Origin of the sequence: Cellulomonas sp. ATA003 (assembly GCF_031582905.1) — a bacterium.
Taxonomy (GTDB): Bacteria; Actinomycetota; Actinomycetes; order Actinomycetales; family Cellulomonadaceae; genus Pengzhenrongella.
In genome coordinates this window covers 3,310,754-3,334,253 of sequence record NZ_CP133990.1, presented here as the reverse complement: position 1 = coordinate 3,334,253, position 23,500 = coordinate 3,310,754, and the positions used below count along the sequence as shown (strand labels likewise).

At 73.1% G+C, this 23,500-nt stretch carries 21 protein-coding genes; 19 read left to right on the top strand and 2 right to left on the bottom strand.

What is annotated here, in order from left to right; genetic code table 11:
* Positions 1 to 41: 41 nt before the first annotated feature.
* Entirely contained in the window at positions 42 to 401 is a 360-nt protein-coding gene (locus REH70_RS16505; protein ID WP_310754361.1) for a response regulator, read from the top strand.
* Complete coding sequence (locus REH70_RS16500) at positions 398 to 898, top strand: hypothetical protein (protein ID WP_310748955.1); 501 nt, start codon at positions 398 to 400, stop codon at positions 896 to 898. Before REH70_RS16505 ends, REH70_RS16500 begins: the two co-directional genes overlap by 4 nt.
* Before the next feature lie 175 nt (positions 899 to 1,073).
* Here the strand turns inward: REH70_RS16500 and REH70_RS16495 are convergent, their stop codons facing one another.
* The gene (locus tag REH70_RS16495; protein ID WP_310748953.1) at positions 1,074 to 1,631 is read right to left on the bottom strand and encodes a low molecular weight phosphatase family protein; all 558 of its coding nucleotides are present in this window, start codon (positions 1,629 to 1,631) and stop codon (positions 1,074 to 1,076) included.
* 424 nt (positions 1,632 to 2,055) lie between these two features.
* Between REH70_RS16495 and REH70_RS16490 the strand changes: the two genes are divergently transcribed.
* Both REH70_RS16490 and REH70_RS16485 read left to right on the top strand, forming a co-directional pair.
* On the top strand, positions 2,056 to 3,774 hold the full coding sequence (locus REH70_RS16490; RefSeq protein ID WP_310748951.1) for a DUF4012 domain-containing protein: 1,719 nt from the start codon (positions 2,056 to 2,058) through the stop codon (positions 3,772 to 3,774).
* A gap of 71 nt (positions 3,775 to 3,845) precedes the next feature.
* Positions 3,846 to 4,412 carry a peptidase gene (locus tag REH70_RS16485; protein ID WP_310748949.1) on the top strand — a complete coding sequence of 189 codons (567 nt, stop codon included), beginning with the start codon at positions 3,846 to 3,848 and terminating at the stop codon, positions 4,410 to 4,412.
* Between the two features lie 721 nt (positions 4,413 to 5,133).
* Here REH70_RS16485 and REH70_RS16480 read toward each other — a convergent pair.
* The gene (locus tag REH70_RS16480; RefSeq protein WP_310748947.1) at positions 5,134 to 6,699 is read right to left on the bottom strand and encodes a polysaccharide biosynthesis tyrosine autokinase; all 1,566 of its coding nucleotides are present in this window, start codon (positions 6,697 to 6,699) and stop codon (positions 5,134 to 5,136) included.
* A 210-nt stretch (positions 6,700 to 6,909) separates the two neighbouring features.
* Here REH70_RS16480 and REH70_RS16475 point away from each other — a divergent pair, with 210 nt between their 5' ends.
* The 15 genes from REH70_RS16475 to REH70_RS16405 all read left to right on the top strand — a co-directional run bounded on the left by REH70_RS16475 (position 6,910) and on the right by REH70_RS16405 (position 23,410).
* Positions 6,910 to 8,412, top strand: a complete 1,503-nt coding sequence (locus REH70_RS16475; protein WP_310748945.1) for a sugar transferase — start codon at positions 6,910 to 6,912, stop codon at positions 8,410 to 8,412.
* Between the two features lies 1 nt (position 8,413).
* Complete coding sequence (locus tag REH70_RS16470; RefSeq protein WP_310748943.1) at positions 8,414 to 9,604, top strand: glycosyltransferase family 4 protein; 1,191 nt, start codon at positions 8,414 to 8,416, stop codon at positions 9,602 to 9,604.
* Complete coding sequence (locus tag REH70_RS16465) at positions 9,601 to 10,455, top strand: glycosyltransferase (protein ID WP_310748941.1); 855 nt, start codon at positions 9,601 to 9,603, stop codon at positions 10,453 to 10,455. The genes REH70_RS16470 and REH70_RS16465 overlap by 4 nt, the downstream gene beginning before the upstream one ends.
* Positions 10,452 to 12,101, top strand: a complete 1,650-nt coding sequence (locus REH70_RS16460) for a hypothetical protein (RefSeq protein WP_310748939.1) — start codon at positions 10,452 to 10,454, stop codon at positions 12,099 to 12,101. Before REH70_RS16465 ends, REH70_RS16460 begins: the two co-directional genes overlap by 4 nt.
* Before the next feature lie 45 nt (positions 12,102 to 12,146).
* The gene (locus REH70_RS16455; RefSeq protein ID WP_310748937.1) at positions 12,147 to 12,923 is read left to right on the top strand and encodes a glycosyltransferase family 4 protein; all 777 of its coding nucleotides are present in this window, start codon (positions 12,147 to 12,149) and stop codon (positions 12,921 to 12,923) included.
* Complete coding sequence (locus tag REH70_RS16450; protein ID WP_310748935.1) at positions 12,920 to 13,849, top strand: glycosyltransferase; 930 nt, start codon at positions 12,920 to 12,922, stop codon at positions 13,847 to 13,849. Before REH70_RS16455 ends, REH70_RS16450 begins: the two co-directional genes overlap by 4 nt.
* A 37-nt stretch (positions 13,850 to 13,886) precedes the next feature.
* Complete coding sequence (locus REH70_RS16445) at positions 13,887 to 15,233, top strand: hypothetical protein (RefSeq protein WP_310748933.1); 1,347 nt, start codon at positions 13,887 to 13,889, stop codon at positions 15,231 to 15,233.
* 205 nt (positions 15,234 to 15,438) lie between these two features.
* Positions 15,439 to 16,428 (top strand): LCP family protein, encoded by a 990-nt coding sequence (locus REH70_RS16440; RefSeq protein WP_310748932.1) that lies wholly within the window; start codon positions 15,439 to 15,441, stop codon positions 16,426 to 16,428.
* On the top strand, positions 16,425 to 18,098 hold the full coding sequence (locus REH70_RS16435; protein WP_310748930.1) for a glycosyltransferase: 1,674 nt from the start codon (positions 16,425 to 16,427) through the stop codon (positions 18,096 to 18,098). The genes REH70_RS16440 and REH70_RS16435 overlap by 4 nt, the downstream gene beginning before the upstream one ends.
* On the top strand, positions 18,095 to 18,367 hold the full coding sequence (locus tag REH70_RS16430) for a hypothetical protein (protein WP_310748928.1): 273 nt from the start codon (positions 18,095 to 18,097) through the stop codon (positions 18,365 to 18,367). The genes REH70_RS16435 and REH70_RS16430 overlap by 4 nt, the downstream gene beginning before the upstream one ends.
* Before the next feature lie 10 nt (positions 18,368 to 18,377).
* On the top strand, positions 18,378 to 19,634 hold the full coding sequence (gene wecC / locus REH70_RS16425; RefSeq protein ID WP_396134565.1) for a UDP-N-acetyl-D-mannosamine dehydrogenase: 1,257 nt from the start codon (positions 18,378 to 18,380) through the stop codon (positions 19,632 to 19,634).
* Positions 19,635 to 19,678: 44 nt separating this feature from the next.
* Complete coding sequence (locus REH70_RS16420) at positions 19,679 to 20,992, top strand: glycosyltransferase family 4 protein (protein WP_310748924.1); 1,314 nt, start codon at positions 19,679 to 19,681, stop codon at positions 20,990 to 20,992.
* Complete coding sequence (locus tag REH70_RS16415; RefSeq protein WP_310748922.1) at positions 20,989 to 21,465, top strand: hypothetical protein; 477 nt, start codon at positions 20,989 to 20,991, stop codon at positions 21,463 to 21,465. Before REH70_RS16420 ends, REH70_RS16415 begins: the two co-directional genes overlap by 4 nt.
* A complete protein-coding gene (locus REH70_RS16410) occupies positions 21,462 to 23,159 on the top strand; it encodes a hypothetical protein (protein ID WP_310748920.1) in 1,698 nt (565 codons plus the stop codon). Before REH70_RS16415 ends, REH70_RS16410 begins: the two co-directional genes overlap by 4 nt.
* The gene (locus REH70_RS16405; RefSeq protein WP_310748918.1) at positions 23,150 to 23,410 is read left to right on the top strand and encodes a hypothetical protein; all 261 of its coding nucleotides are present in this window, start codon (positions 23,150 to 23,152) and stop codon (positions 23,408 to 23,410) included. The genes REH70_RS16410 and REH70_RS16405 overlap by 10 nt, the downstream gene beginning before the upstream one ends.
* Positions 23,411 to 23,500: the final 90 nt, after the last annotated feature.

Below are 23,500 nucleotides of genomic sequence, written 5' to 3'. Positions count from 1 at the left end.
GACAGTGAACGACGAGCAAGAACGAGTAGGTGAGTGAAGTGCTGCGAGTAGTGATCGCGGACGACAGCCGGGTGATGCGCCAGATCGTGGTGCGCACGCTGCGCCAGGCCGGGTACGACTGGGACATCACCGAGGCGGCCGACGGCGCGGAGGCGTTCCAGATCGCCCGCGCCGAGCAGCCCGACCTGGTGCTGTCGGACTGGAACATGCCGAACATGACGGGCATCGACCTGCTGCGCGCGCTGCGTGCCGCGGGGGACGACGTGCCGTTCGGGTTCGTGACGTCGGAGGGCTCACCGGAGATGCGCGAGCAGGCCGACGCGGCCGGGGCGCTGTTCCTGGTGGCCAAGCCGTTCACCGCGGAGTCCTTCCGCGACGTCATCGAGCCGGTGCTCGCATGAGCACCACGACGACCGAGATCACGCCGCTGCCCACGGCGAAGGACGTCCGCGACCTGCTCGAGGGCATGCTCGGCCGCGGCGTCGACGTCACCACCGGTGGCGCGATGGTCGACCCGGGGGCCGGCGACGGCGCCCAGGTCGGCATCTACGTGGACCGGCACCTGGGCCTGCGCGCGCTCGTGATCGCCGACCTCGCGCTCGCCGCCCGGGCCGGGGCGGCCATCGCCCTGGTCCCGGCCGGTGGCGCGGAGGTCGCGATCGAGGAGGGGCAGCTCTCCCCAGCGCTGTACGAGAACGCCTACGAGATCCTCAACGTCATGGCGTCCCTGTTCAACGTCGAGGGTGCCCCGCACGTCAAGCTCGACGCCTGCTACGGCCCGGGTGAGGCGCTGCCCGCCGACGTCGCGGCATGGGTGCTGGCCTACGTGCGCCGCCTCGACCTCGACGTGGACGTCAAGGGCTACGGCCCGGGTCGCCTGTCGATCCTGGCGGTCTGAGCCGACGGAGCGACTGCCGAGGCCCCGAGCCGCACCCCGTGCGCTCCACCCCGCCCCGCACCGCGCCCCCACCGGGCCGAGTGAGACGTTCTGGACCCTTCCCGCGACGGGAAGGGTCCAGAACGTCTCACTCGTGCGCCCGGGGTCGGTCGGCGCGCGCGTGGAGCGCGTTGCCTCAGCTGCGGACGACGCGCGCGATCGTCGCGACGGCGGGCCGCAGCTCGTCGAACGACTGCGCGAACACCTCGTCGCTGCGGCCCCAGGGGTCGACGACGTCGTCGTCGGCGGTGGCGCCGGCCTGCAGGCCGCGCTGCGCCGCGGCGAGGGGGATGAGGGCGCGCAGGCGGTCCGCCGTCGTGCCGGCGGGCAGGTCGGCCGGGTCCACGCCGCTCGCCAGCCGCGCCAGCTCGCGCAGCGTGAAGGTGCGGCGGACGACGCCCGGGTGCAGAGCGACGATCTTCGACCGGTGTGCCTTGGTCAGCGCCAGGACGAGGTCGGACTCCCGCAGGATCGCCTCGGTCAGCTGACGCGCCGCGAACCCGTCCACGGACACGCCCACCCCCTCGACCAGCGCGGCCATCTGCGGCGGGACCGGGGCGCCCACCACCGCGCCGACGCCGGCGCTCGCGACCACGACCTCCGACCGGTCACCCGCGGTGGCCAGCGGATCGGCACCGAGCTCGGCCGCGAGCAGCCGCTCGACCGCGGGGAGCGGCAGATGTTCCCCGTGCACACCGCGAGCACGGTGAAGGGGCGGGCCGGTGCAGCCGCGTTCTGGAGGTTCACGCCGGGAGCTCCTCGAGGTCGATCGTCGGGCACGTCGGGGCGCCGCGATCAGCCCCCGCCGTCAGTGTGCTCCGACGTGCGCACCCGCACCAATACTCACCACGACCCGCCGCTCATCCGGCCCACCACGAGAGGTCCTCGACCCCATGCAGGTGAACCAGCACGGTGCCGTCCCGGACCGCAGCGACCCGGACCGCAGTGACGGCGCCGCCGCGCCCCAGGCGGTCGCGCCTGAGGCGGTCGCGCCTGAGGCGGTCGCTGCCGGCGCGACCGTCCGTCCCTTGCGGCGGGCGCGGCGTGACCGGGGGCGGAACGCCGCCCGCCGTCCCCGACCCCGCCGGGCCGGCCGTCGGGTGCTGGGCGCTGTCGGCGTGGTGCTCCTGGTCGCCCTCGGCTGCGTGGGCTGGCTCGCGGTCGACGCACTCCGCGCGCGCGATGCGCTCCTCGCGGCCGCCAGCGGCGTCAGCGACCTGCAGACCCAGGTGCTCACGGGCGACCGTGCCGCTGCCGACGCGACGCTCTCGGCCCTGCAGAACCACGCCGCGACGGCGCGCGCCCGCACGCACGGCCCGCACTGGGCCCTCGCGGCGGCGATGCCCGAGGTCGGGCCGTCCGTCCGTGCCGTCCAGACCGTCAGCGACATCGTGGACGGTCTGACCACCCGGGCCCTGCCACCGCTCATGGACGCCGCCGCCCTCGTCGATCCCACCGCGATGGCGCCAGTCGACGGACGCATCGATCTGGCCCCGCTCGTCGCAGCCGCTCCGGGTGTGGTCGCCGCCGACGCCGCCGTGCGGGACGCGCTGGTGGGGGTGCGCGGGATCGACGCGAGCGGCGTCGTCGGGCCCGTCGCGGCCCAGCTCGCCGACCTCGACTCCCAGCTCGCCGACGTCGCCGCGACGACCGCGACCGCGGCGCGCGCCATCCGGCTGCTGCCCCCCATGCTCGGTGCCGACGGTCCGCGCGAGTACCTGCTGCTCGTGCAGAACAACGCCGAGCCGCGGGCGACCGGCGGCATCCCGGGGTCCGTCGTCCTGCTGCGGGCGGTCGACGGCGCCGTCGAGGTCGTCGACCAGCGGTCCGGTGGGTCGCTCGGCAGCCTGCCGGCGCCCGTCGTCCCGCTGACGACGGAGGAGGAGGCGCTGTTCGGCGTCGACCTCGCTGCCGACATGCGGGACGTCACGTTCACACCCGACTTCCCGCGGTCGGGCGAGCTGGCTCGGGCGATCTGGGCGCAGGAGGTCGGGACCGACGTCGACGGCGTCCTCTCACTGGACCCGGGTGCCCTCGCGCACGTCCTCGGCGCGATCGGACCCGTGCCGCTCGCGGACGGTCGCTCGTTGACCGCCGAGAACGCCGTCGAGCTGCTGCTCAACACGGTCTACCGCGAGGTGGAGGACCCCGAGGAGCAGGACGACTTCTTCGCCGCCACCGCCACCGGCGTGTTCGACGCGCTGGTCTCGGGGCAGGGCGAGCCGGCCGCCGTCGTCGAGGCGCTGGCCCGCAGCGCAGCGCAGGGCCGCCTCATGGTGTGGTCCGCACATCCCGAGGAGCAGGGCCTGCTGGCCGGGACGAGTCTGAGCGGTGAGCTGCTCGGCGAGCACCTCGGTGAGCAGGGCACGTCGCCGGTGCTCGGGGTGTACCTGAACGACGGCAGCGCCGCGAAGATGGGCTACTACCTGCGCCGTGACGTCGTCGTGCAGTCCACGGAGTGCGCCGCGGACGGGACCCGGACCCTCACCGCGTCCGTGACGCTGACGTCGACGGCTCCGGCCGACGCCGCCGACCTCCCGCCGTACCTCACCGGCGCACTCCTGCCCCCGGGCGAGGTCCGCGCCAACGTCCTGGTCTACGCGCCGCTCGGCGGGTACGTGGACTCCGTCCGGGTGAACGGTGCGGACGCCGGCGTGTTCTCCCAGCGGCACCACGGACTGGCCGTCGTCGGGCGGACCGTGCAGCTGGAACCGGGCGAGTCGGTGCAGATCGACCTCGACGTCGTGGCCGCGATGGGCCAGACGGGTGACCCGGTCGTGCGCACGACGCCGCTGGCCTCGGGAGACGTCCAGGTCCTCCCCGGACATTGCTCATAGCCCCGAGCAACCGGCCGATCAAACGGGTGTCGAGCCACAAAGGCCCGCCTCACTCTTTGGGAGAAATCATCGTGACCCGTCGCACCGCCCTCGTCGCCGCCGCCGCGGCCGCCCTCGTCCTCGCCCCCACCGCTGCCATGGCGTACGACGCCCCCGGCTTCTCGTCCACGGTCTCGGACCCCACGCCGGTCGCCGGCGCCCCGATCGCCTTCGCGATCGCCGGCAACACCGACATCGCGGGCAAGACGGTCCTCCTGACCGTCACGTCCTCCCCGGCGTCCATCCCGAACAGCGCCATCCAGATCGCCGGCACCGCGACTGCGACGAAGGTCGCCGACGCCAACGGTGACGTGAAGTTCTCGGTCACGCTGAGCCAGGCCGGTTCCTACGACGCCGTCGCCACGGTCGACGGCCAGGCCATCAGCACCCAGGCGCTGGCCGTCGCCGCGGGCTCCGCTGCCGGCTCGTCCGCCGCGGGTTCGGCTGCTGCAGGCTCGAAGTCCGCTGCCGGCGCCCAGCTCGCCGACACCGGCTTCGACGGTGCGGACCTCGCCGCCGGTGCGGGCGCGCTCATGCTCGCCGGTGCCGGCGCGGTGCTCATCGCCAAGCGCCGTCAGTCGGCGCAGATCGGCGCCTGATCGCCGACGAGCGTCCGCCGCGCCCTGCGCGGTAGCTCAGCACCACCCAGGACCGGGGTTGCACGCCGCAGGCGTGGGACCCCGGTCCTTGGCGTCCGCTCCGCAGGGACTGGGCTGCGCGGACAGGGCTGCGCGGACCGGGCTGCGCGGACCGTGGGACGGTGCCGACGGTCGGCCGGCCTCCGGTCAGCGAGCCGGCCCGCCGTCGGGCCCATGTCGGGTCGCCGCAGGGCGAGCCCGTGCGGCGACCCGGGCGGCGGTGCCGTCGGTCGCGGGAGACCGTCCGCGGTCACCGCGGCGCGCAGACGACGGGCCCCGCGCACGTCGCCGGCTCGGTCGTCCTCTGACCGCCCACCACCAGCGCGGACGGCCTCACCCCGCCGGCCGACGCCGACCACGTGTGCGTGTGCGCGCGCCTCGGGTGCGTCGTGGCACGCCATGCGCGCGCGTCGAGCGCGGCCCCGGAGGCACGTCGTCCGGCACCGTCCCCGCCGGCGCCATCACCCGGTCGGTGCCACGGGCCGCGCGGCCGGTGGCGCACACGAAGCGACCGGTGCGTCTCTCGGAGCTCGCTCAGAGCGGTCGTCAGCGCTCCGTCAACGCCCGTCCCGAGCCGCACCGACGGATACGCACAGACGCATGCGCACAGACGGATGCGCACCGACGCGGAAGGGCCCGCGCCATCGGCGCGGGCCCCTCGGTCGTGCAGCGAAGAGGTGTGTCAGCGGGGGTCGGCGTCCCGCCGGGAGAGCGGCTCACCGGGCCACCGCGTGCTCGAGGCGCCGGCCAGGACGCCGTTCGTGCTCTCGATCATCTCGGCGGCGACGTCACCCTGGGCGCGTGACGGGAAGCGGCGGTCGGAGGTGCGGCCCGGACGCTGCTGGGGCAGGGATGCGGCGCCGGAGCGCTTCTGCCGGCGGCTGCTCGGCTCTGCCGGCGTGGAGGAGTAGTCGTAGTACGCGTAGGTGTCACCCTGCGTGCGAGCGAGGCGGTTGAGCACGACGCCCAGCACGCGGGCGCCTACCGTCTCGAGGGACCCCATCGCCTCCGCGAGCTGCGCGCGGTGCAGCTTCTCCGAGCCGACGACGACGAGCGCGCCACCGGTGAGCTTGGAGAGGATCGCGGCGTCGGTGACCGGGAGCAGCGGCGGCGTGTCGATGAGGACGACGTCGTACTCCGCGGCCAGCTCGTCGAGCAGCTTCGCCATCGAGCGCGAGCCGAGCAGCTCGCTCGGGTTCGGCGGGATCTGCCCGGACGCCAGGATGTGCAGGTTGCCGTTGCCCCACGGCTGGACGACGTCCTCGACCGTGGCGCGGCCGATGAGGACCGTGGTCAGGCCGACCTCGCCCTCGAGGCCCATGTACTCCGCGACCGACGGGCGGCGCAGGTCGGCGTCGACCAGGATCACGCGCGAGCCGGCGTCCGCGAGGCTGATCGCGAGGTTGACGGTCGTCGTGGACTTGCCCTCGCCGGGCAGCGACGAGGTGACGACGATCGTCTGCGGGCGGTCGGCGATGTCGAGGAACTGCAGGTTCGTGCGCAGGCGGCGGAAGGACTCCGCACGGTGGCTCTGCGGACTGGTCTGCACGATGAGCGGCTCGTCCGGGGCGTTGACGTCGTACCCGATCGTCGCGATGACGGAGGTGTCCGTGACGCGGTTGACGTCGACCTCGGTGCGCACCTTGGTGTCGAGCACCTCGCGCAGGACGGCCAGGCCGACACCGGCGGCGAGCCCGACGAGCAGGCCGAGCGCCAGGTTGAGCAGCGTGTCGGGCGACGACGGAGCGGTGGGCGGCGTCGCAGTGCGGACGGTGTTGATCTCGACCGGGGAGACCTCCGCGTCGGACGGCTGCTCCAGCTCTGTCACCTGCGTCGCGAGGCTGTCGGCGACGGCGTTCGCGACGTCGCTCGCGACCTGCGGGTCTGCATCGCTCGCCGTGATGTTGATGAGGACGGTGTCCATCGGCGTGCTCGACGAGACGGAGCGGGCGAGCTCGTCCGGCGTCGTCGCGAGGTCGAGATGCTCGATGACGGGGATGAGCACGCGAGGGCTGGTGACCAGATCCGTGTACGACTTCACCTGCTTCTGCGTGAAGCTGCTGCCCTGCACCAAGTCGGACGTGCTACCCCCTGCCGTGCGGACGGAGACGAACACCTGGGACTTCGCCTCGTAGGTGGGCGTCGCGATCAACGTCGCCGCCACGGCGGCGCACAGCGCAAGCGCCGTGATCAGCGCGACGGACACCCAGCGCTTGCGCAAGGTGACGAGGTAGTCGTGCAGTTCCATCCGGTTTCTCCTGCTTCGGTGCGATGTGGCCACCCGTGAACGATTGGCGCGATATCCCTCCATTCGGCCGAGCAACAGCCGATGTGAGAGGTGCCCCGCCACCAGCGGGGGTCGGTCGGACTCCCCGACCGGCGCAAACGCGCCGGGTCGCAGCCCCAACGGGGGATGGTCCCGTGCTCCGACTTCGCAGCACTTCTGGCAGGAGACGTCATGGTCGAGACCGCCACGGTCGAGGCGGCGCGTGGGACGCACGTGCAGGACGGACCGGAACCCGCCCCTCTTCTCGAGGGACGTGGTCGGGAGAGTCGCTGGTGGTCCGGCTACCTGACACGCGTGCTCGTGACCGATGCCGTGGCGATCTGGGTGGCCGTGTTCGCCGCGTACGTCATCCGGTTCGACGCCATCGGGACCGCGTGGGTGAGTGGAGACCTCGCCACGAACTACCTCGTCGTCTCCGTGGTGCTCATGTGGGCGTGGCTCGCTGCGCTCGTCGTCGGGCGCACGCAGGACCGCCGGCTGGTCGGCACCGGGCCGGCGGAGTACCAGCGCGTGGTCGGGGTGACGTGGCGGCTCTTCGCCGCCGTCGCTGTCCTCGCCTTCCTCCTGCGGATGGAGATCGCCCGCGGGTACCTCGCCCTGGCGCTCCCGCTCGGGCTCGCGCTGCTCCTCGCCGGCCGGTTGGGCTGGCGCCAGTGGCTGCGCAGCCGCCGTCGTGACGGTGCGATGACCTCACGCGTCCTGGTCGTGGGGCACCGGGACAAGGCCGAGGCGCTCATCCGGGAGCTCGCGATCCGCCGTGGCGCGGGCTTCGCCGTCGCCGGCGTGTGCCTGCCGACGACCGAGCAGGGAGAGTCCGGCGCGCTGCTCGGCGTCCCGGTCGTCGGGACCTTCGACGACGCAGCCGCCATGGCCCGCGAGCTCGGGGCCGACGCTGTCGCGGTCACCGGGTCCGACGCTGCCACCGCGGACACGGTGCGCCGTCTCGGCTGGGACCTGGAGGGCTCGGGCATCGACCTGGCTCTCGCGGTGTCCCTCACGGACGTCGCCGGTCCGCGCGTCCTCATGCAGCCTGTCAACGGGCTCCCGCTCATCTACGTGGACGAGCCCCGCTTCTCCGGGACCAAGTACGCCCTGAAGTCCACCCTCGACTGGGTGCTGGCACTGGGCATCGTGCTCGCGCTGTCTCCCGTCCTCGCGGTGATCGCGGTGCTGGTCAAGACGACCAGCCAGGGTCCGGTCATCTACCGGCAGCACCGCGTCGGTCGCAACGGCGAGACCTTTGCCATGTTCAAATTCCGGTCGATGGACGCGAACGCCCACCTGCGGCTGCAGGAGGTCATGGGCGACGACGTCGGGCTCTTCTACAAGAGCAAGAACGACCCCCGCGTCACCCCGCTGGGCCGCGTCCTGCGGCGCTACTCCCTCGACGAGCTCCCGCAGCTGTTCAACGTCCTGCGGGGCGAGATGAGCCTCGTCGGGCCTCGCCCCCAGATCGACCGCGAGGTCGCACAGTACGACCGCAAGGCGCACCGCCGTCTCCTGGTCAAGCCTGGACTGACGGGGCTCTGGCAGGTCTCCGGTCGCTCGGAGCTCACGCCGGAGGAGAGCATCCGCATGGACGTGTACTACGTCGAGAACTGGACCCTCTTCGGTGACCTGGCCATCCTCGCCCGCACCGTCCGCGCGGTGTTCGGCTCCGAGGGGGCGTACTGAGATGGCCCGCCACACCACCACCGCCTCCGTCACGAGCGGGGCCACCAGGTCCCCGGACGCCCGAGCCCACATCCTGCACGTCACCCAGCCCACGGACGCCGGAGTCGCTCGCGTGGTCCTGTCGCTGATCGACCACCAGGTCGCGTCCGGGCATGCCGTGACCGTCGCCTGCCCGACCACCGGTCCGCTCGCCGACCGCGCTGCTCGCGCCGGGGCGACCGTCATGGCGTGGGAGTCGGTGCGTGAGCCGGCCCGGGGGATCGTCGCCGAGACCGCAGCCCTCCGGGAGATCGTCCGCAGCGTCGACCCCGACGTCGTCCACCTGCACAGCTCCAAGGCGGGGCTCGTGGGTCGGCTGACCGTGCGAGGTGCGGTGCCGACCGTCTTCCAGCCGCACGCGTGGGCAGACCAGGCCGCGCAGGGCGCCGTTCGCGTCGCGGCACGCGCCTGGGAGCGATTCGCCGACCGGTGGGTCGACGTCACGGTGTGCGGCAGCGAGGCAGAGGCCCGCCACGGGGTCGACCTCGGCGTCCGGCACCCGGAGGTGGTGCGGAACGGTGTCGATCCCACCCATTTCGTCCCGCGTGACCGCGCCGCTGCACGTGCCCGCCTCGGGGTGCCGCTGAAGGCGCGGGTCGCAGTGTGCGTCGGCCGGTTGTGCGAGCAGAAGGGACAGGACCAGCTCCTGGAGACCTGGCGCGCACCGCTCGTCGAACGCGCTCCGGCGACGGATGCGCTGCTGGTGCTCGTGGGCGGTGGTCCCGCCGAGGCCGCGCTGCGCACAGCCGCGCGCGACCTCCCGGTGCGCTTCGTGACCGACTGTGACGATCCCCGCGACTGGTACGCGGCCGCCGACGTCGTCACCGCGCCGTCGCGCTGGGAAGGTGCAGCCCTGGCGCCGCTCGAGGCGATGGCGATGAATCGCGCCGTCGTGGGCTACGACGTCGGCGGGCTCGGAGCGGTAGTTCCCACGCCTGGTGCCGTCGTCCTCGGTGACGACAGCGCGGCGTTGTCCCGTGCGCTGAACGAGCGGTTGGCGGACCGTTCGGTCGCCGACCAGGAGGGCACCCACAACCGCGCGGTGGTCGAGGCGAGGTTCGACAGCCGCGCCACCGCGCGGGCCATCACCGCGCTGGCGACCGGCACCCTCGACGCTCAGGCGGCACGGCACCGTGGGGAGGCGACGCCATGACGACGCCCGACCCGACGACGGCGCCACCACGAGCTTCCGGGCCTCGGCTCTCCGTCGTCATCCCGTGCCTGTCGCTCGACGAGTATCTCGAGGACTGCGTGAGCTCGTTGAGCGAGAACGACTGCTTCCCGGACACCGAGGTGATCGTCGTGGTCGATGGCCCGCAACCGACGGGCGTGCCGGCTGGGCTGGCGGAGCTGGAGAACGTCACGGTGATCGCCACCGGCGCTCGCTCCGGGTCCGGGGCGGCGACCAACCGCGGCCGGGTCGAGGCGTCCGGGCAGTTCATCGCGCGCATGGACGCCGACGACCTGTCGCTGCCCGGTCGGTTGGACGCTCAGCTGGCGTTCCTCGCCGAGCACCCGCAGGTACAGGTCTGCGGAGGTGGTGGACCGCTCGTGGACGACGACGGACGCGAGATCGGCCACTACCCCGCGCATCCACAGGGCGACGCGCGTCACACGCTTCTCGACCGCAATCCCGTCGTGCACTCGAGCATGGTGATGTCCGCTGCGCTGTTCGACGAGCTCGGCGGCTACGACCCCTCCTGCATCCGGATGCAGGACTACGAGCTCCTGCTTCGAGCAGCGCTCCGGTCCCCGATTCACCACTTCGGCGACCTCCCGCTGGTCGCCTACCGCGTCCACGGTGCTCAGACGTCCACGCGCGCGCACGGCTTCCTGCGGCTCATGCGAACGATCCACACCCGTCGGACGGCGCTCGCGCGGAAGCTGGGTCGGCCCCGTGCTGCCCAGGCGATGTCCGACGCCGTCTACAGCGCGGCCCAGGCCGCGCGGTACGCAGGCCTCCGGAAGCCGCGCTACCTCATGGGGGCGAGGGGTCCGCGATGAGCGTCCACACCGACAGCGCCACCGCGGGCCCGGCAGCGATGCACAACGGCCCGCCGATCAGGTCGGGCCGCGACCTCGCGCGCAAGCTGGTCGGTTTCGGCAGTCTGCCGTTGCTGTCTGCAGTCGCACCCTTGGCGATACTGCCGGTCATCGCGCGCACCGGTGGTCCGGATGCCTGGATCGCGATCGCCACCGGGCAGAGCGTCGGCGTGGTCGCCGCGACCGTGCTCGGCTTCGGCTGGTCCGTCACCGGACCGCCGCAGGTCGCCCGTGCTTCGATCCCCGTCCGCCGGCAGCTGCTCCGCGACGAGGTGCGCAGTCGCGTGGTGCTCGCCGGGCCGGTGCTCCTGCTCGCCGTCCTGGCCGCGTCGTTGCTGGCCACGCCTTCGGGGCGCCTGCTGTCGGTCTCGATGGCGTGCGCCACGGCGCCGGCCGGGCTCTCCGGCGCATGGTTCTGCGTAGGAGCGGGTACTCCGGGCCTGATCGCGCGGTACGAGGCCTTGCCTCGCGTCCTGGGCATCGCCGCCAGTGCGCTGCTGATCTGGGGCACGGGGGTACTCGTCGTCTATCCCGCGCTGCTCCTGCTGACCACCGTGTGCGGCTCCGTGCTCCTGCACCGCCGGCTCGGCCTGGGCCTGCGCATGGCGACCGACGCACCCGAAAGCCGACAGCCGTTGTCGACGGTGATGCGCGGGCAGGCTCGGGGCGCGGCGATCGAGGTGTCAGGCTCCGCCTACACCGCGGCGCCCGTCCTCATCGCCGGACAGGTGCTGACCACCGGCGTCGTCGGCTACGTCAGCGGTGACCGGCTGTATCGCCTGGCTCTGTACGTGGTCGTCGTCGTCGGCAACGCGCTGCAGAGCTGGCTGCCTGCAGCCGGCCACGCGAGCGAGGGGCCCCGTCGACGTGTCGCCTTCTCGGCGCACGCGATGGTCGGGCTTCTCGGTGGACTGGCGTTCGCCATCCTCGCCCCCTGGGCGTCCCAGGTGCTGTTCGGAGCCGATCTGCGCGTGCCGCAGGACGTCGCCACGGCACTCGGTGCAGCCTTCGTCAGCGTGTCGATGAGCACCACGCTCATCCGGCACTGGCTGCTGCCGCGCGGCGGCGCCGGGTTGGTCCTGGGCGTCACCGTCGTGGGCGGCGCCGTCGGGATCGTGATGATCTCTGTCCTCGGCGCATCATGGGGCGCCGGCGGTGTCGCGCTCGGAGTCGCGGGGGGCGAGCTCCTGGTCGTCGTCGCGCTGCTGAGCTGCCACCACGCCGGTCGCCTGCTCTCCGCAGCCCCCGCCGTCGTCCGCTCGCAGGTCGGCACACACGAGTTCCGGAAGGACGGTCGATCTGATGAAGGTGGTCTTCGTGCTGCCCGGTGTCCAGCGGGAAGCGTCCGGTGGGTACAAGGTCGTCTACGACTACGCCAATTGGTTGGCCGAGCACGGGCACGGGGTGACGCTGCTGCACGCCTGCGTCCTGCCGGGCGCCACCCCCGATCGCGCGCGCGTCAGCGTGCGGGCCCTGGTGCGGTACGGCGCCGCACGGATCAGATCGGTGCTCATGCGCCGCGACCTCGTGCCATGGATGAGGTTCCAGCCCTCCGTGCGCACCCTGGTCCGGCTGCGCGCGACGGCGCGGACCGTGCGCGGGCATGACGTCGCCGTCGCCACCTCGTGCCACACCGCACCCTTCGTCGCCGCGTGCGCACAGGGGAGGGCGGTCCGGCGGGCGCCTATCTGATCCAGCACTTCGAGGACTGGCTCGCGGACCGTGCCTACGTCGAGGAGACGTGGCGCCTGCCCCTTCGTCGCCTGGTCGTCTCCGGGTGGCTACTGCGCACGGCGGAGCAGATGGGCTTGACGGCCGAGCACGTGCCCAATGCCATCGACGCAGCTGAGTTCCCCGCCGGGCCGCCGACCGACGAGCGTCCTGCTTCGGTCCTCGCGCTCGTGTCACCGCACGCGTGGAAGCGCACCGACCTGGTGGAGGGCGTCTACCGGCAGCTCGGGGTGAGCCACCCCGGCGTTCGCCTTGCGACATTCGGGGTTGGGCCCCGGCCGTCCGGGCTCCCGGACTCGGCCGTCCATCACCAGAACCCCTCGCGAGCCGCCTTGAGGGACCTCTACCGCTCCAGCCGGGTCTACCTGTGTGCGAGCGACAGCGAGGGATGGGGCCTACCGCCCGCGGAAGCCATGTCCTCGGGGAGCGCGGTGGTGTCCACCGACCTGCCGAGCATCCGCGAGTACGCGGACGGTGTCGCGCTGTTCGCGCCCGTCGGTGATGGGGCCGAGCTGTACCGGCTCGTCTCCGAGCTCCTGGACGACGGCGCGGAATGCCGCCGCCGCGGCCTCGCCGGCGTCGAACGGATGCGTGCGGCAGGGCTCGATCGCTCCGCCGCCCAGCTTGAAGGCATCCTTTCCGAGCTCGCCGCTCACACCGGCGGCATCGGCCAGAACCGCAAGGAGAAGTGGTCGTGACCCCCGATCTGATCGACCTGTCCGTCATCGTGGTGGCCTACCGCACCCCGGTGGCTCGCCTGCGGTCGATCGTCGAGGCGTTCGACCGCGCTGCCGCCGGCTCGGCCGGAACCGCGGAGGTCATCGTCGTCGCGAACGACCCGGCTGACCGGTACGCAGCGGTCGACGGCTGCCTGCTCATCGACGCAGGCTTCAACTCCGGCTTCGCCGCCGCGACGCGAACGGGGCTCGACCGCGCCCGAGGCCGCCAGGTGGCTTTCGTCAATCCCGACTGCGTCTTCGACGAGACGTCCGCTGCCCGGCTGATGGCGCTGCGTCCGCAGCCCTCGGAGATCGTGTCGCCCCTCCTCGTCGACGAGGCCGGCCACATGGACACAGGCCCGTTCACCTCATGGGTCTCATCGCTGGACCGGCACGTCAACCTTCGGCGCGCCCGGCGGTTCGTCGAGGGTGTCGACGACATCAGTGGCAGCCTCCTGCCGCGCGGACTCAAGCTGCCCGGAGCATGCGTGGTGATGGACCGCGAGACGGCGCTGCGCTTCGGCCCCTTCGACCCCGCGTACTTCCTCTACGGCGAGGACCGTGACCTGTGCAGCCGACTGCGACGCGCGGGTGGTGTCCTCCGGCTCGACCGCTCGTTCCGTGTGATCCACATCGGTGGTGAGAGCGGCACTGGTGCAGGCTCGTTCGTCCGCCTCGCGCAGCTGGATGCGGAGTTCCGATTCGCCTTCCGTACGCTCGGGCGTCCGGGGGTCGTGCTCGTCGCATGCGATCAGGCGCTGCGGTCGCTCGTCCGACCGCGGGCGCAGGTCCCCGACTTCGTCCGCGCTGCCCGGTGGACAGCGCGACGCTGGCTGACACGACGAGCCGAGGCGCCCGCAGTCGACGCAGCTGTCCTCGAGGAAGCAGTCCGCACATGGAGATGACCCCGACCTCGACCCAACGAAAGGCGGAGGTGGCCTCGTGAGCATCCTCTCGGCGAGCGCAGTGCCGCTGACGGCGCTGCTCAGCCTGCTGTCCGTCGTCCTCGTGACCCTGGTGCCCGTCCGCGTGGTGCGCGGCACTGCCGTAGCGGCGGCGGTCTCCTTGCTCGTCCTGGTGCCGCCGTTCAGCGCACCGTGGATCGCGATCAGCATGGCGACCGTCGGTGCGCTCGCTGGCTTGGTGATCGCTGCGCTTCGATCAAGACGGAGTGCGACGGTCGGTCTGCCGATCCTCCTGCTGTCCGCATACGGGCTCGTGCGCGTGATCGCGTCGGCGGACTCGGGGTCTGTGGGCGAGCTCGCCTATGCGTTGCTGCTCATGGCCACGCTGGTCCTCGTGGCCCTGACTGCACGGTCCATGGCTGATGTCGACTCCCAGGTCTTCTTCCGAGCCTTGCTGGGTCTGGCCGGCGTGCAGCTGGTGCTCGCCGTTGCTGAGCAGACCCTGCGGATCGCGCCGATGTGGCCTCCCATCGGGTCCTCGACGAACGACATCGCCGCCCGGGTGAACCTCGTCGCGCCGATGCTCGCGGGCCGGTCGATCGGCAGCCTCGGCCATGCGCTGCCGCTCGGCACGCTGTTCGCGACCGCGGTGCTCGTCGCGCTCCTCGGCGTGCGGATGCGCACGAGCGCACGAGCGCTCGCGGTGGCGGCCGGACTGACGGGCGTCGTCCTCTCCGGCAGCCGCAGCGTGCTCCTCGTGCTCGTCGTCGTGCTCTGCCTGTTGTTCGCTCGCCGCGCCCGCTCCGCGGCCGTGCCCGTCATCCTGGCCGCTGGCGCGGCGGTGGTGTGGTGGGCTGCGAACTCCGGCTGGCTCGCGGCCGCGACGGACATCCAGGGCTCCATCTCCTACCGGCAGCGGGTGGGAGTGCTCTCGTCGGGAGGTGCGCTGTTCGACCGCCCGGTCGTCGAGGTCCTCGTCGGCAGCGGCTGGAACTCCGTGAGCGAGCTGTTCGCGCTGGGATACCTCAGCGGTGCAGGACTGAGCGTGACCGACAACGAGTTCGTCAACACGTTCGCCCGGACGGGGTTGCTCGGGCTCGCCCTGTTGATCGCGTTCCTGGTGACGACCTACGTGCGGGCAGGGGCGCTGGGACGTGTGACTGTGCTGATGTTCGGAGTGCTCGCGTTCTCGTTCAACGTGATCACGATCCACTCCACAGCGGTACTGCTGGTCGCGCTCGCCTTCAGCCCCGCGACGGGCGTGGCCGCTCACGCAACCGTGGAGGTGAGCGCGAGCGCCAAGGCCCGTGGAGTCCCCAGCCGGCCGCGGCGCTCCTCGCCCCGACGGACGGTGCGAGGTCCGCGGTCTGCCGCAGTTCGGTGACGCGCGTGGGTCGAGCGCGCCACCCTCCACCCTAGGATCGCCGCGTGCCCCAGGAGCAGTTCGCCCCGGACGACCGCGCTCCCGCGCGCGGACGCCGCGGCGACGGTCGCCCAGGGAGCCGGACTCGCCCCCGAACCGCAGCCGCCGCGCCCTCGTCATAGCCCTGTCCCTGATCGCCGTCCTCGCCCTGGGCGGCACGGTCGCGGTGTGGGCCCTGCAGAACCGGCTGGCGGGCAACATCGAGCACCTCGGTGACCCGTTCGCCGACCTGCCGGACCGCCCGCCGCCGGGGACCACGACCGGCACCCCGACGGACGGCGCCCCAGCCGGCACGCCCGCCACCGACGCCACCGAGGACGGCGCCCTCGACCTCCTCGTCGTCGGGTCGGACAGCCGCATCTCCGCCGGCGACCCCAGCCAGTGGGAGCGGGGCGCCCAGCGGACCGACGCGATCATGCTGGTCCACCTGCCCGCTGACCGGCAGGGCGCCTACGTCATGTCGATCCCGCGGGACTCGTGGGTGCCGGTCCCGGGGTACGGCGAGGCGAAGATCAACGCCGCCTTCTCCTTCGGCGGCCCGAGCCTGCTCATCCAGACGGTCGAAGGGCTCACCAGCGTCCGGATCGACCACTTCGCGGTCACGGACTTCGAGTCGTTCACCGACATCACCGACGAGCTCGGCGGCGTCCGCATCACGCTCAAGCAGGACCTCCTCAGCGGCGGCCGGCTCGTCCTGCCGGCCGGTGAGCACCTCATGAGCGGCGAGGAGGCGCTCGCCTACGTGCGGCAGCGCCAGGGGCTGGCGCGCGGTGACTTCGACCGCGTGCACCGGCAGCAGGCGTGGATGCGCGCGATCTTCGCCCGGATGCGCAACGAGCAGACGCTGCAAAACCCGACCAAGTCGCTGCCCTTCCTCGACACCGTGACGCGGTCGATCGCGGCCGACGACGGCCTGACCCGCGATGTCCTCAACGACCTCGTCGACCGCGTCGACGGCCTCGGCTCCAACGACATCGGGTTCTTCACCGTCCCGGTCGCCGGCACCGGTCGCAGCCCCGACGGCGCCCAGAGCATCGTCCGGCTCGACCGGCCCGCCTTCGACGAGCTCATGGCGGCGGTCGCCGCCGACGACGTCGCGGGCTACCTGGCCGCGCACCCGGACGACGTCGACCTCCTGCCGCCCATCGCGTCGTGACTACCGGTGACCCAGGTCGTGTCGCCGACCTCCGCCGCGCCCTGTGGCACCTGCGCACCGGCGGCGTGCCCCAGCTGCGGACGTGGGCGGCGCGGCGCCGTGGTGCCCGCCCCGCGCCGGACGTCGACGCGGCCCGCGACCGCGACGGCGCGCTGACCTTCGCCCCCTGGCCACGCCCGGACCGCCCGCCGCGCCGCCCGGACCTGCGGGTCGCCGTGATCCTCGACGACTTCTCCCGGCTCGCGCTGCGCTACGAGTGGGACCAGGTCGCGGTGCAGCCGTCGTCCTGGCGCGAGACGCTCGAGGCGCAGCCGGTCGACCTGCTCTTCGTCGAGTCGGCGTGGTCCGGCAACGGCGGGGGATGGCGCTACCACCTGACCGGCCCCAGCGCCCCGCGCCCGGCGCTCGTCGAGCTCGTCCGGTGGTGCCGCGACCGGGGCATCCCGACGGTGTTCTGGAACAAGGAGGACCCGGCCCACTTCGCCGACTTCCTCGACACCGCGTGCCTGTTCGACCACGTCCTCACCACCGACATCGAGCGTCTCGACGACTACCGAGCGGCGCTGGCCCATGACCGGGTCGGCGTCCTTCCCTTCGCGGCGCAGCCCGCGATCCACAACCCGGTGCGGGCCGGACACGGCCGCGCGGAGCGGGACATCGCCTTCGCCGGCATGTACTTCGCGCACCGCTACCCCGAGCGCCGCGCGCAGATGGACCTCCTGCTCGGCGCCGCGGCCCGGGTCAGCCCACGCATGAAGTCCGGGCTGGAGATCTTCTCCCGACAGCTCGGCGGGGACGAGCGCTACCAGTTCCCCGAGCCGTTCGCCTCACGCGTCGTCGGCTCGCTGGACTACGACCGGATGCTGTCCGCCTACCGGGCGTACAAGGTCTTCCTCAACGTCAACTCGGTCACGGCGTCGCCCAGCATGTGCGCGCGCCGCATCTTCGAGATCACCGCGAGCGGCACCCCGGTCGTCAGTACACCCAGCGCGGCCATCGGCACGTTCTTCGACGCGTTCGAGGTCCCGCAGGTCGAGTCAGCCATGGAGGCCGAGCACGTGCTGCGCGCGCTCGTGCGCAGCCCCGAGCTGCGCGACCGCACCGTCCACCTCGCCCAGCGCCGCATCTGGTCGGGGCACACGTACGGGCACCGCGTGGACGCCGTCCTCGACGCCGTCGGGATCACGGACGCGACCACGGCGCCGCGCACCGCCACACCCCGCACCACCACACCCCGCCCCACCACCCGACCATCCGTCTCGGCGATCGTCTCCACCAACCGCCCGCACCAGGTCGACCACGTCCTGCGGATGGTCGCCGCGCAGGTCGGCCTCGCCCCCGAGCTGGTCCTCCTCGCCCACGGCTGGCCCGCCGACGTGCCGGCCCTCCAGGCCCGCGCCCGCGAGCTCGGCCTGGAGCACCTCACGATCCTCACCGCCGACGCCGACGTCCCCCTCGGCGAGTGCCTCAACCGCGCGGTCGCCGCGGCCGGGGGGACCTGGTCGCCAAGATGGACGACGACGACCTCTACGGGCCCCACTACCTCAGCGACCTCGCGTACGCGTTCGACTACAGCGGCGCCGACGTCGTCGGCAAGCAGGCCCACTACCTGCGCCTCGAACGGCTGGACGCGACGGTGCTCCGGTTCGGCGAGCGCGAGCACCGCATGACCGACTTCGTCATGGGTCCGACGATCATGACCCGCCGGGGGACGGCGACCGACGTGCCCTTCCCCACCCTGGCGCGGGGTGAAGACACCGGGTTCCTCCGCGCGGTGGTCGCCGCGGGTGCCACGGTGTACTCCGCGGACCGGTACAACTTCATGCAGGTGCGCCGGGCGGAGCCGTCCGTCCACACCTGGGCGGTCACCGAGTCCGAGCTCCTGGCGTCCGCCGACGTGCAGGTGTTCGGTGTCAGCACTGCTCACATGATGTTCTAGGAGGATGGCCGTGACCGGGAGCAACACCGTCGCCGTGATCGGGCTGGGCTACATCGGCCTGCCGACCGCCGCCGTCCTCGCGACGCACGGGGCGGACGTGGTCGGGGTGGACACCAACCACGCCACGGTCGACGCGGTGAACCGCGGCGAGGTGCTGTTCGTCGAACCCGAGCTCGAGATCTCCGTCGCCGGCGCCGTCAGCCAGGGCCGCCTGCGCGCCGACACCAAGACGCCGCCGGCCGACACCTACATCGTCGCCGTCCCGACGCCGTTCGCGGAGGACTACGCGGCCGACCTGACCTACATCGAGGCGGCGGCGGACGGCATCGCCGAGCAGCTCGTCGGCGGCGAGCTCATCATCCTGGAGTCGACGTCGCCCCCGGGCGCCACCCAGCACATGGCCGACCGCATCCTGCGCAGCCGGCGCGACCTCAGCCTCGACGGCACGGGCGGGCGTCCGGTCATCCACGTCGCGCACTGCCCCGAACGGGTGCTCCCGGGTCGCGTGATGATCGAGCTCGTCACCAACGACCGCATCATCGGCGGGCTGACCCGGACGGCGGCCGAGCGCGCCAAGCAGCTGTACCAGTCGTTCTGCCAGGGCGAGATCATGCTGACCGACGCGGTGACGGCCGAGATGGCCAAGCTCGTCGAGAACTCCTACCGCGACGTCAACATCGCGTTCGCGAACGAGCTGTCGGTGATCAGCGAGCAGCTCGGCATCGACGTGTGGGAGCTCATCGAGCTCGCGAACCACCACCCGCGGGTCGACATCCTCCAGCCCGGCCCCGGCGTCGGCGGCCACTGCATCGCCGTCGACCCCTGGTTCATCGTCTCGGCGGTCCCGGAGCACGCGCGCCTGATCCGCACCGCGCGCGAGGTCAACGACGCCAAGCCGCAGCGGGTGATCGAGCGCGTGCTGAGCAAGGCCGAGCGGTTCCGCGACCCGCGGATCGCGGTGCTCGGGCTGTCCTTCAAGCCGGACATCGACGACCTGCGCGAGTCCCCGGCCCGTCGCATCACCGCCGAGCTCGCCGACCGGCTGCCGGGGGCGTCCATCGCGGCGGTGGAGCCGCACATCGAGGCGCTTCCGCCGGACCTCGCCGGGCGTGCGAACGTCGTGCTGACCGGCTTCGACGAGGCCGTCGACGGCGCGGACATCGTGGTGCTCCTCGTCGACCACGACCTCTTCCGGCGGGCGGACCGGCAGCGGCTGCGGTTGCACGAGAAGGTCGTCATCGACACCCGCGGCGTGTGGCGCTCGTGACCGGTCGCGCACCTCGCGCCGGCCGGACCCACCGCACGCACCAGGTGGACCGGGTCGCCCGGATCGGCCGCGCCGGTCGCCTCCGCCGCCGGGACGACGCGCCGGGGCGCCCGGACGCGGGGGACGACGACGCCGCGTCGTCGGCCCCGGCGGACCCGGCCGAGCCCGACGCGTCAGCGGAGCCGACGGTCCGGCCCGAGCCGGCCGTCCCCGCGCAGGTCCTGCTGGTCGCCAACGCCTACCCGAGCGACGGGTCGCTCTACCGCAACGCCTTCATCCACCGCCGGGTGCTCGCCTACCTCGACGCCGGGATCACGGTCGAGGTGTTCTACCTGCACCCGCCGGTCACCGAGCCGTACGCCTACGTGTTCGACGGAGTCCGGGTCACCGTGGGGAACGCCGCCGCCTACGAGCACCGCATCGCCGAGCAGCCCTACCGGGCCGTCCTCGTGCACTTCGCGAGCCCCGACATGGTGCAGCCGATCGTCCGGCACGCGCCCGGCACGCCCGTGATCGTGTGGGTGCACGGCTTCGAGGCGGAGGCGTGGCACCGCCGCTGGTTCACCTTCACCGGGTCCGCCGCCGAGATCCGGGCGGCCGTGGCCAAGGACGACACCTACTACCGCGGCCAGCTGACCTTCATGGCGTGGCTGCTCACCACGGACGAGCTCGACGTGCAGGTCGTGCACGTGTCCGAGTGGTTCCGCCGGCACGTCGTCGAGCCCGACGTCGGGGTGCCCACCCGGCGCCCGCACGTCATCCCCAACGTCGTCGACACCGACCTCTTCCCGTACGTCCCCAAGCGGCCGGACGACCGCCTGCGCATCCTCTCGGTCCGGCCGTACGCGTCGCGCAAGTACGCCAACGACCAGACCGTCGCGGCCATCGTCGAGCTGTCGACGCGGCCCTTCTTCGACCGGCTCGCGTTCACGGTGCGCGGTGAGGGGGCGCTGTTCGACCAGACGGTGCGCCCGCTCGCCGACCTGGCCAACGTGTCGGTGGAGCGCGGGTTCCTGCGGCAGGAGGACATCGCCACCCTCCATGCGGACCACGGCGTGTTCCTCGCACCGACCCGGTTCGACTCCCAGGGGGTGTCCATGTGCGAGGCGATGTCCAGCGGCCTGGTGCCGGTCTCGACCCGGATCACGGCGATCCCGGAGTTCGTCGAGGACCGGGTCAGCGGGATGCTGGCCCGGCCGGAGGACCCGGTCGACCTCGCGGACCAGATCGAGCTCCTCTACTACAACCCCGAGCTGTACCTCTCCCTCTCCGAGCGGGCAGCAACCCGGACCCGGGAGCAGTGCGGGTTCGACGCGACGGTCGGGCGCGAGATCGCGCTGATCGGGGCCGACACATGACCCGGGACCTCAGCCGTCCCGCCGGCCGTCCCGCCGACCACCCCGGGGGCCGACCCGCCCGGCACACGACCGCGCACGACGACGCCCCCGCCGTCGACTGGGCGTCCGCCTACCGCTACCTCGAGGACGAGCTGCGGTCCGCGCTCCTCGCCGTCGCCGGACGCATGGAGGCGCTCGAGGCCGAGGTCGCGGCCGCCGGGCGCACGACCATCCGCTCGGTCGGCCTGGAACGCCTCGAGTCCGGCCGGCTCAAGTGCATCGTCGCCGCGGACGGCGCCGACCTGCGGTACGCGTTCTACGTCTACCGCGACGACGTCCTGGTGCGGGAGCAGCCGTACGGCCGGTCGAACACGCTCGAGTGGGGCCCGGACCGCAGCGGCGCCTACCGGGTGCGCGGGTTCATCCGCCGCGGCGCCGAGAAGGACCCGGCGGCCACGCGCGTCTCGCCGACCGTGAGCGTGGTCGTCCCGTGACCCCGGCCGACCGGGACACCCCGATGCGGACGCCGCCCACGGCCCCGGCCCGGGAGCCGTTCCGGGTGCTGCTCTACGCGCACGTCGACCTCAACGTCATCGACGGGTCCGCGTTCTTCGTCGCCGGGGCGGCGTCCCTCCTGACGTCCGCCCCCGGCATCCGGGTCGACGTCGTCTCGGCGACGCCGATCACGCGGGCGGTCGTCGTGCAGGAGATGCTCGTCAACCCGCGCGTCACGGTCACCGACCCGTTCGCCGACGCGGGCCTCGCCGCGCGCCGCCCCGAGCTGGCCGGCCTCACCCGGATCGACGAGGCGACCGCCGCCGTCGTCCTCGACCACTACCTCGACCGCGGCCGCTACGACGTCGTCCTCGTCCGCAGCACCGAGGTCGCCGACGCCCTGGCCCGCCGGCGCCCCGACCTGGGGTCGCGGCTGTGCGTCTACGTCACCGGTGTGGTCGCCGACGACGTCCCGGTCGACCCCGTCACGCGCGAGCGGCTGCGGCGGCTCGTCGCCGGGGGCGCGACGCTGCTGTGCCAGACGCCGGAGATGCGCGAGCACCTCGCCGCGCAGCTCGACACGCAGCTCGACACCGCCGCCGGCCGGCACTCCGCCGGGGCGCTCGCGGTCATGAGCCCCGCGGTCCCGCCCGAGCCGTCGCCGACCCTGCCGGGCACGGACGGGCCGCTGCTGCTCGCCTACACCGGCAAGTTCGCCCCGGCGTGGAACACCGTCGAGATGCTCGCCGGGTTCAAGCAGGCCGCCTCGACCTCGGGTGGGCTCCTGCGTCTGGCGGTGGCCGGCGACCACTTCAAGCGCCCCGCCGACTGGCCGACCTTCCCGCAGGAGACGCGGTACCTCCTCGGCTCGCACCCCGACATCACGTGGGCCGGCGCGGTCACCCGCGAGACGGCGCGCGCCATGGTCGCGTCCGCCGACGTCGGCCTGAGCTGGCGCAGCGCGGAGCTCGACGGCAGCCTCGAGCTGTCCACGAAGCTGCTCGAGCACGGCGTCCTCGGGCGGCCGTGCGTCATCAACCCGACCGCGATGCACCGGCGGCTCTTCGGCGCCGACTACCCCCTGTACGCGCGCACCATGACCGACTACGTCGACCTGCTCGGCGTGATGGCGCGGGACCGGTCGCTCGTGCGGGACGCGGCTCAGACCGCCCTGGACGTCGCCCGCGACTACACCTACGACCGCGTGTTCCGCGAGGTGTTCCCGACCCTCCTGCGTGCGGCCGCCGGCGCGGTGCCCGACGGCGCCCCGGCGGCCTTCGCGCCCGCGGTCGCCGCGCTGGTGGCGTCCGGACGCCGCCTCGTCGACCACGACGGCTGGGTCGTCGCCTGGCTCGCCGACGGTGACGACGCCGCCCACCTGCTGGCCCACCTGGGCAGCGGAGGGGTGCGCGACGTCGAGACGTTCGGGCCGGTCGTCCGCTGGCGCCCCGCGGGGAGGGGCACCGGGGCGAGGCCCCGGCGACCCCCGAGAGGCTGTCCGGGGCGCAGGCGGTCCCCGCGCTGCGGCTCGTGGTCGACCTCCTGCTCGAGAGGGCTGATGCCCCCGCCCGGCCCGGTGCTTCCCAGCCCGGTGGCCCCGCCCAGCCCGGTGGCCCCGCCCAGCCCGGTGGCCCCGCCCAGCCCGGTGGCCCGGGCGCCGTCGGGCACGACGGGGCGGGTCGCGTGGTGCTGACGCACGCCGCACCCGGGGTGCCCGTCACCGGTGCCCCGCCCGCCGCGAGCACGCCCGCCGTCACCACCACCACGGCCGACGACGACCGCGCGGCGGCGGCGTCGGCGGCGGACGTCATCCGCCGGGCGGCGGAGGCCGACGTGCTCCGGCGCCGGTACGACGCACTCTCCTCGAGCCGCCTGGGTCGGACGCAGCTCGGGTACTGGCGGCTGCGGTCCCGCCTGCGCAAGGCGGTGCGCCGCTCGCCCTGACGACCCCGCCCCGGACGTTTTCCTCCCCAGGACGGTCCGGCTGCCGATGTGGATCGACGGAACCTGTGGCGCCTCGCGCCCACGGTCCGC

What these genes read in the sequence shown, in the direction of transcription:
- REH70_RS16475 (WP_310748945.1), top strand. Translation starts at nt 6,910, where the DNA reads ATGGTCGAGACCGCCACGGTCGAGGCGGCGCGTGGGACGCACGTGCAG.
- REH70_RS16470 (WP_310748943.1), top strand. Translation starts at nt 8,414, where the DNA reads ATGGCCCGCCACACCACCACCGCCTCCGTCACGAGCGGGGCCACCAGG.
- REH70_RS16465 (WP_310748941.1), top strand. Translation starts at nt 9,601, where the DNA reads ATGACGACGCCCGACCCGACGACGGCGCCACCACGAGCTTCCGGGCCT.
- REH70_RS16460 (WP_310748939.1), top strand. Translation starts at nt 10,452, where the DNA reads ATGAGCGTCCACACCGACAGCGCCACCGCGGGCCCGGCAGCGATGCAC.
- REH70_RS16430 (WP_310748928.1), top strand. Translation starts at nt 18,095, where the DNA reads ATGACCGACTTCGTCATGGGTCCGACGATCATGACCCGCCGGGGGACG.
- REH70_RS16415 (WP_310748922.1), top strand. Translation starts at nt 20,989, where the DNA reads ATGACCCGGGACCTCAGCCGTCCCGCCGGCCGTCCCGCCGACCACCCC.
- REH70_RS16480 (WP_310748947.1), bottom strand. Translation starts at nt 6,699, where the DNA reads ATGGAACTGCACGACTACCTCGTCACCTTGCGCAAGCGCTGGGTGTCC.
- REH70_RS16500 (WP_310748955.1), top strand. Translation starts at nt 398, where the DNA reads ATGAGCACCACGACGACCGAGATCACGCCGCTGCCCACGGCGAAGGAC.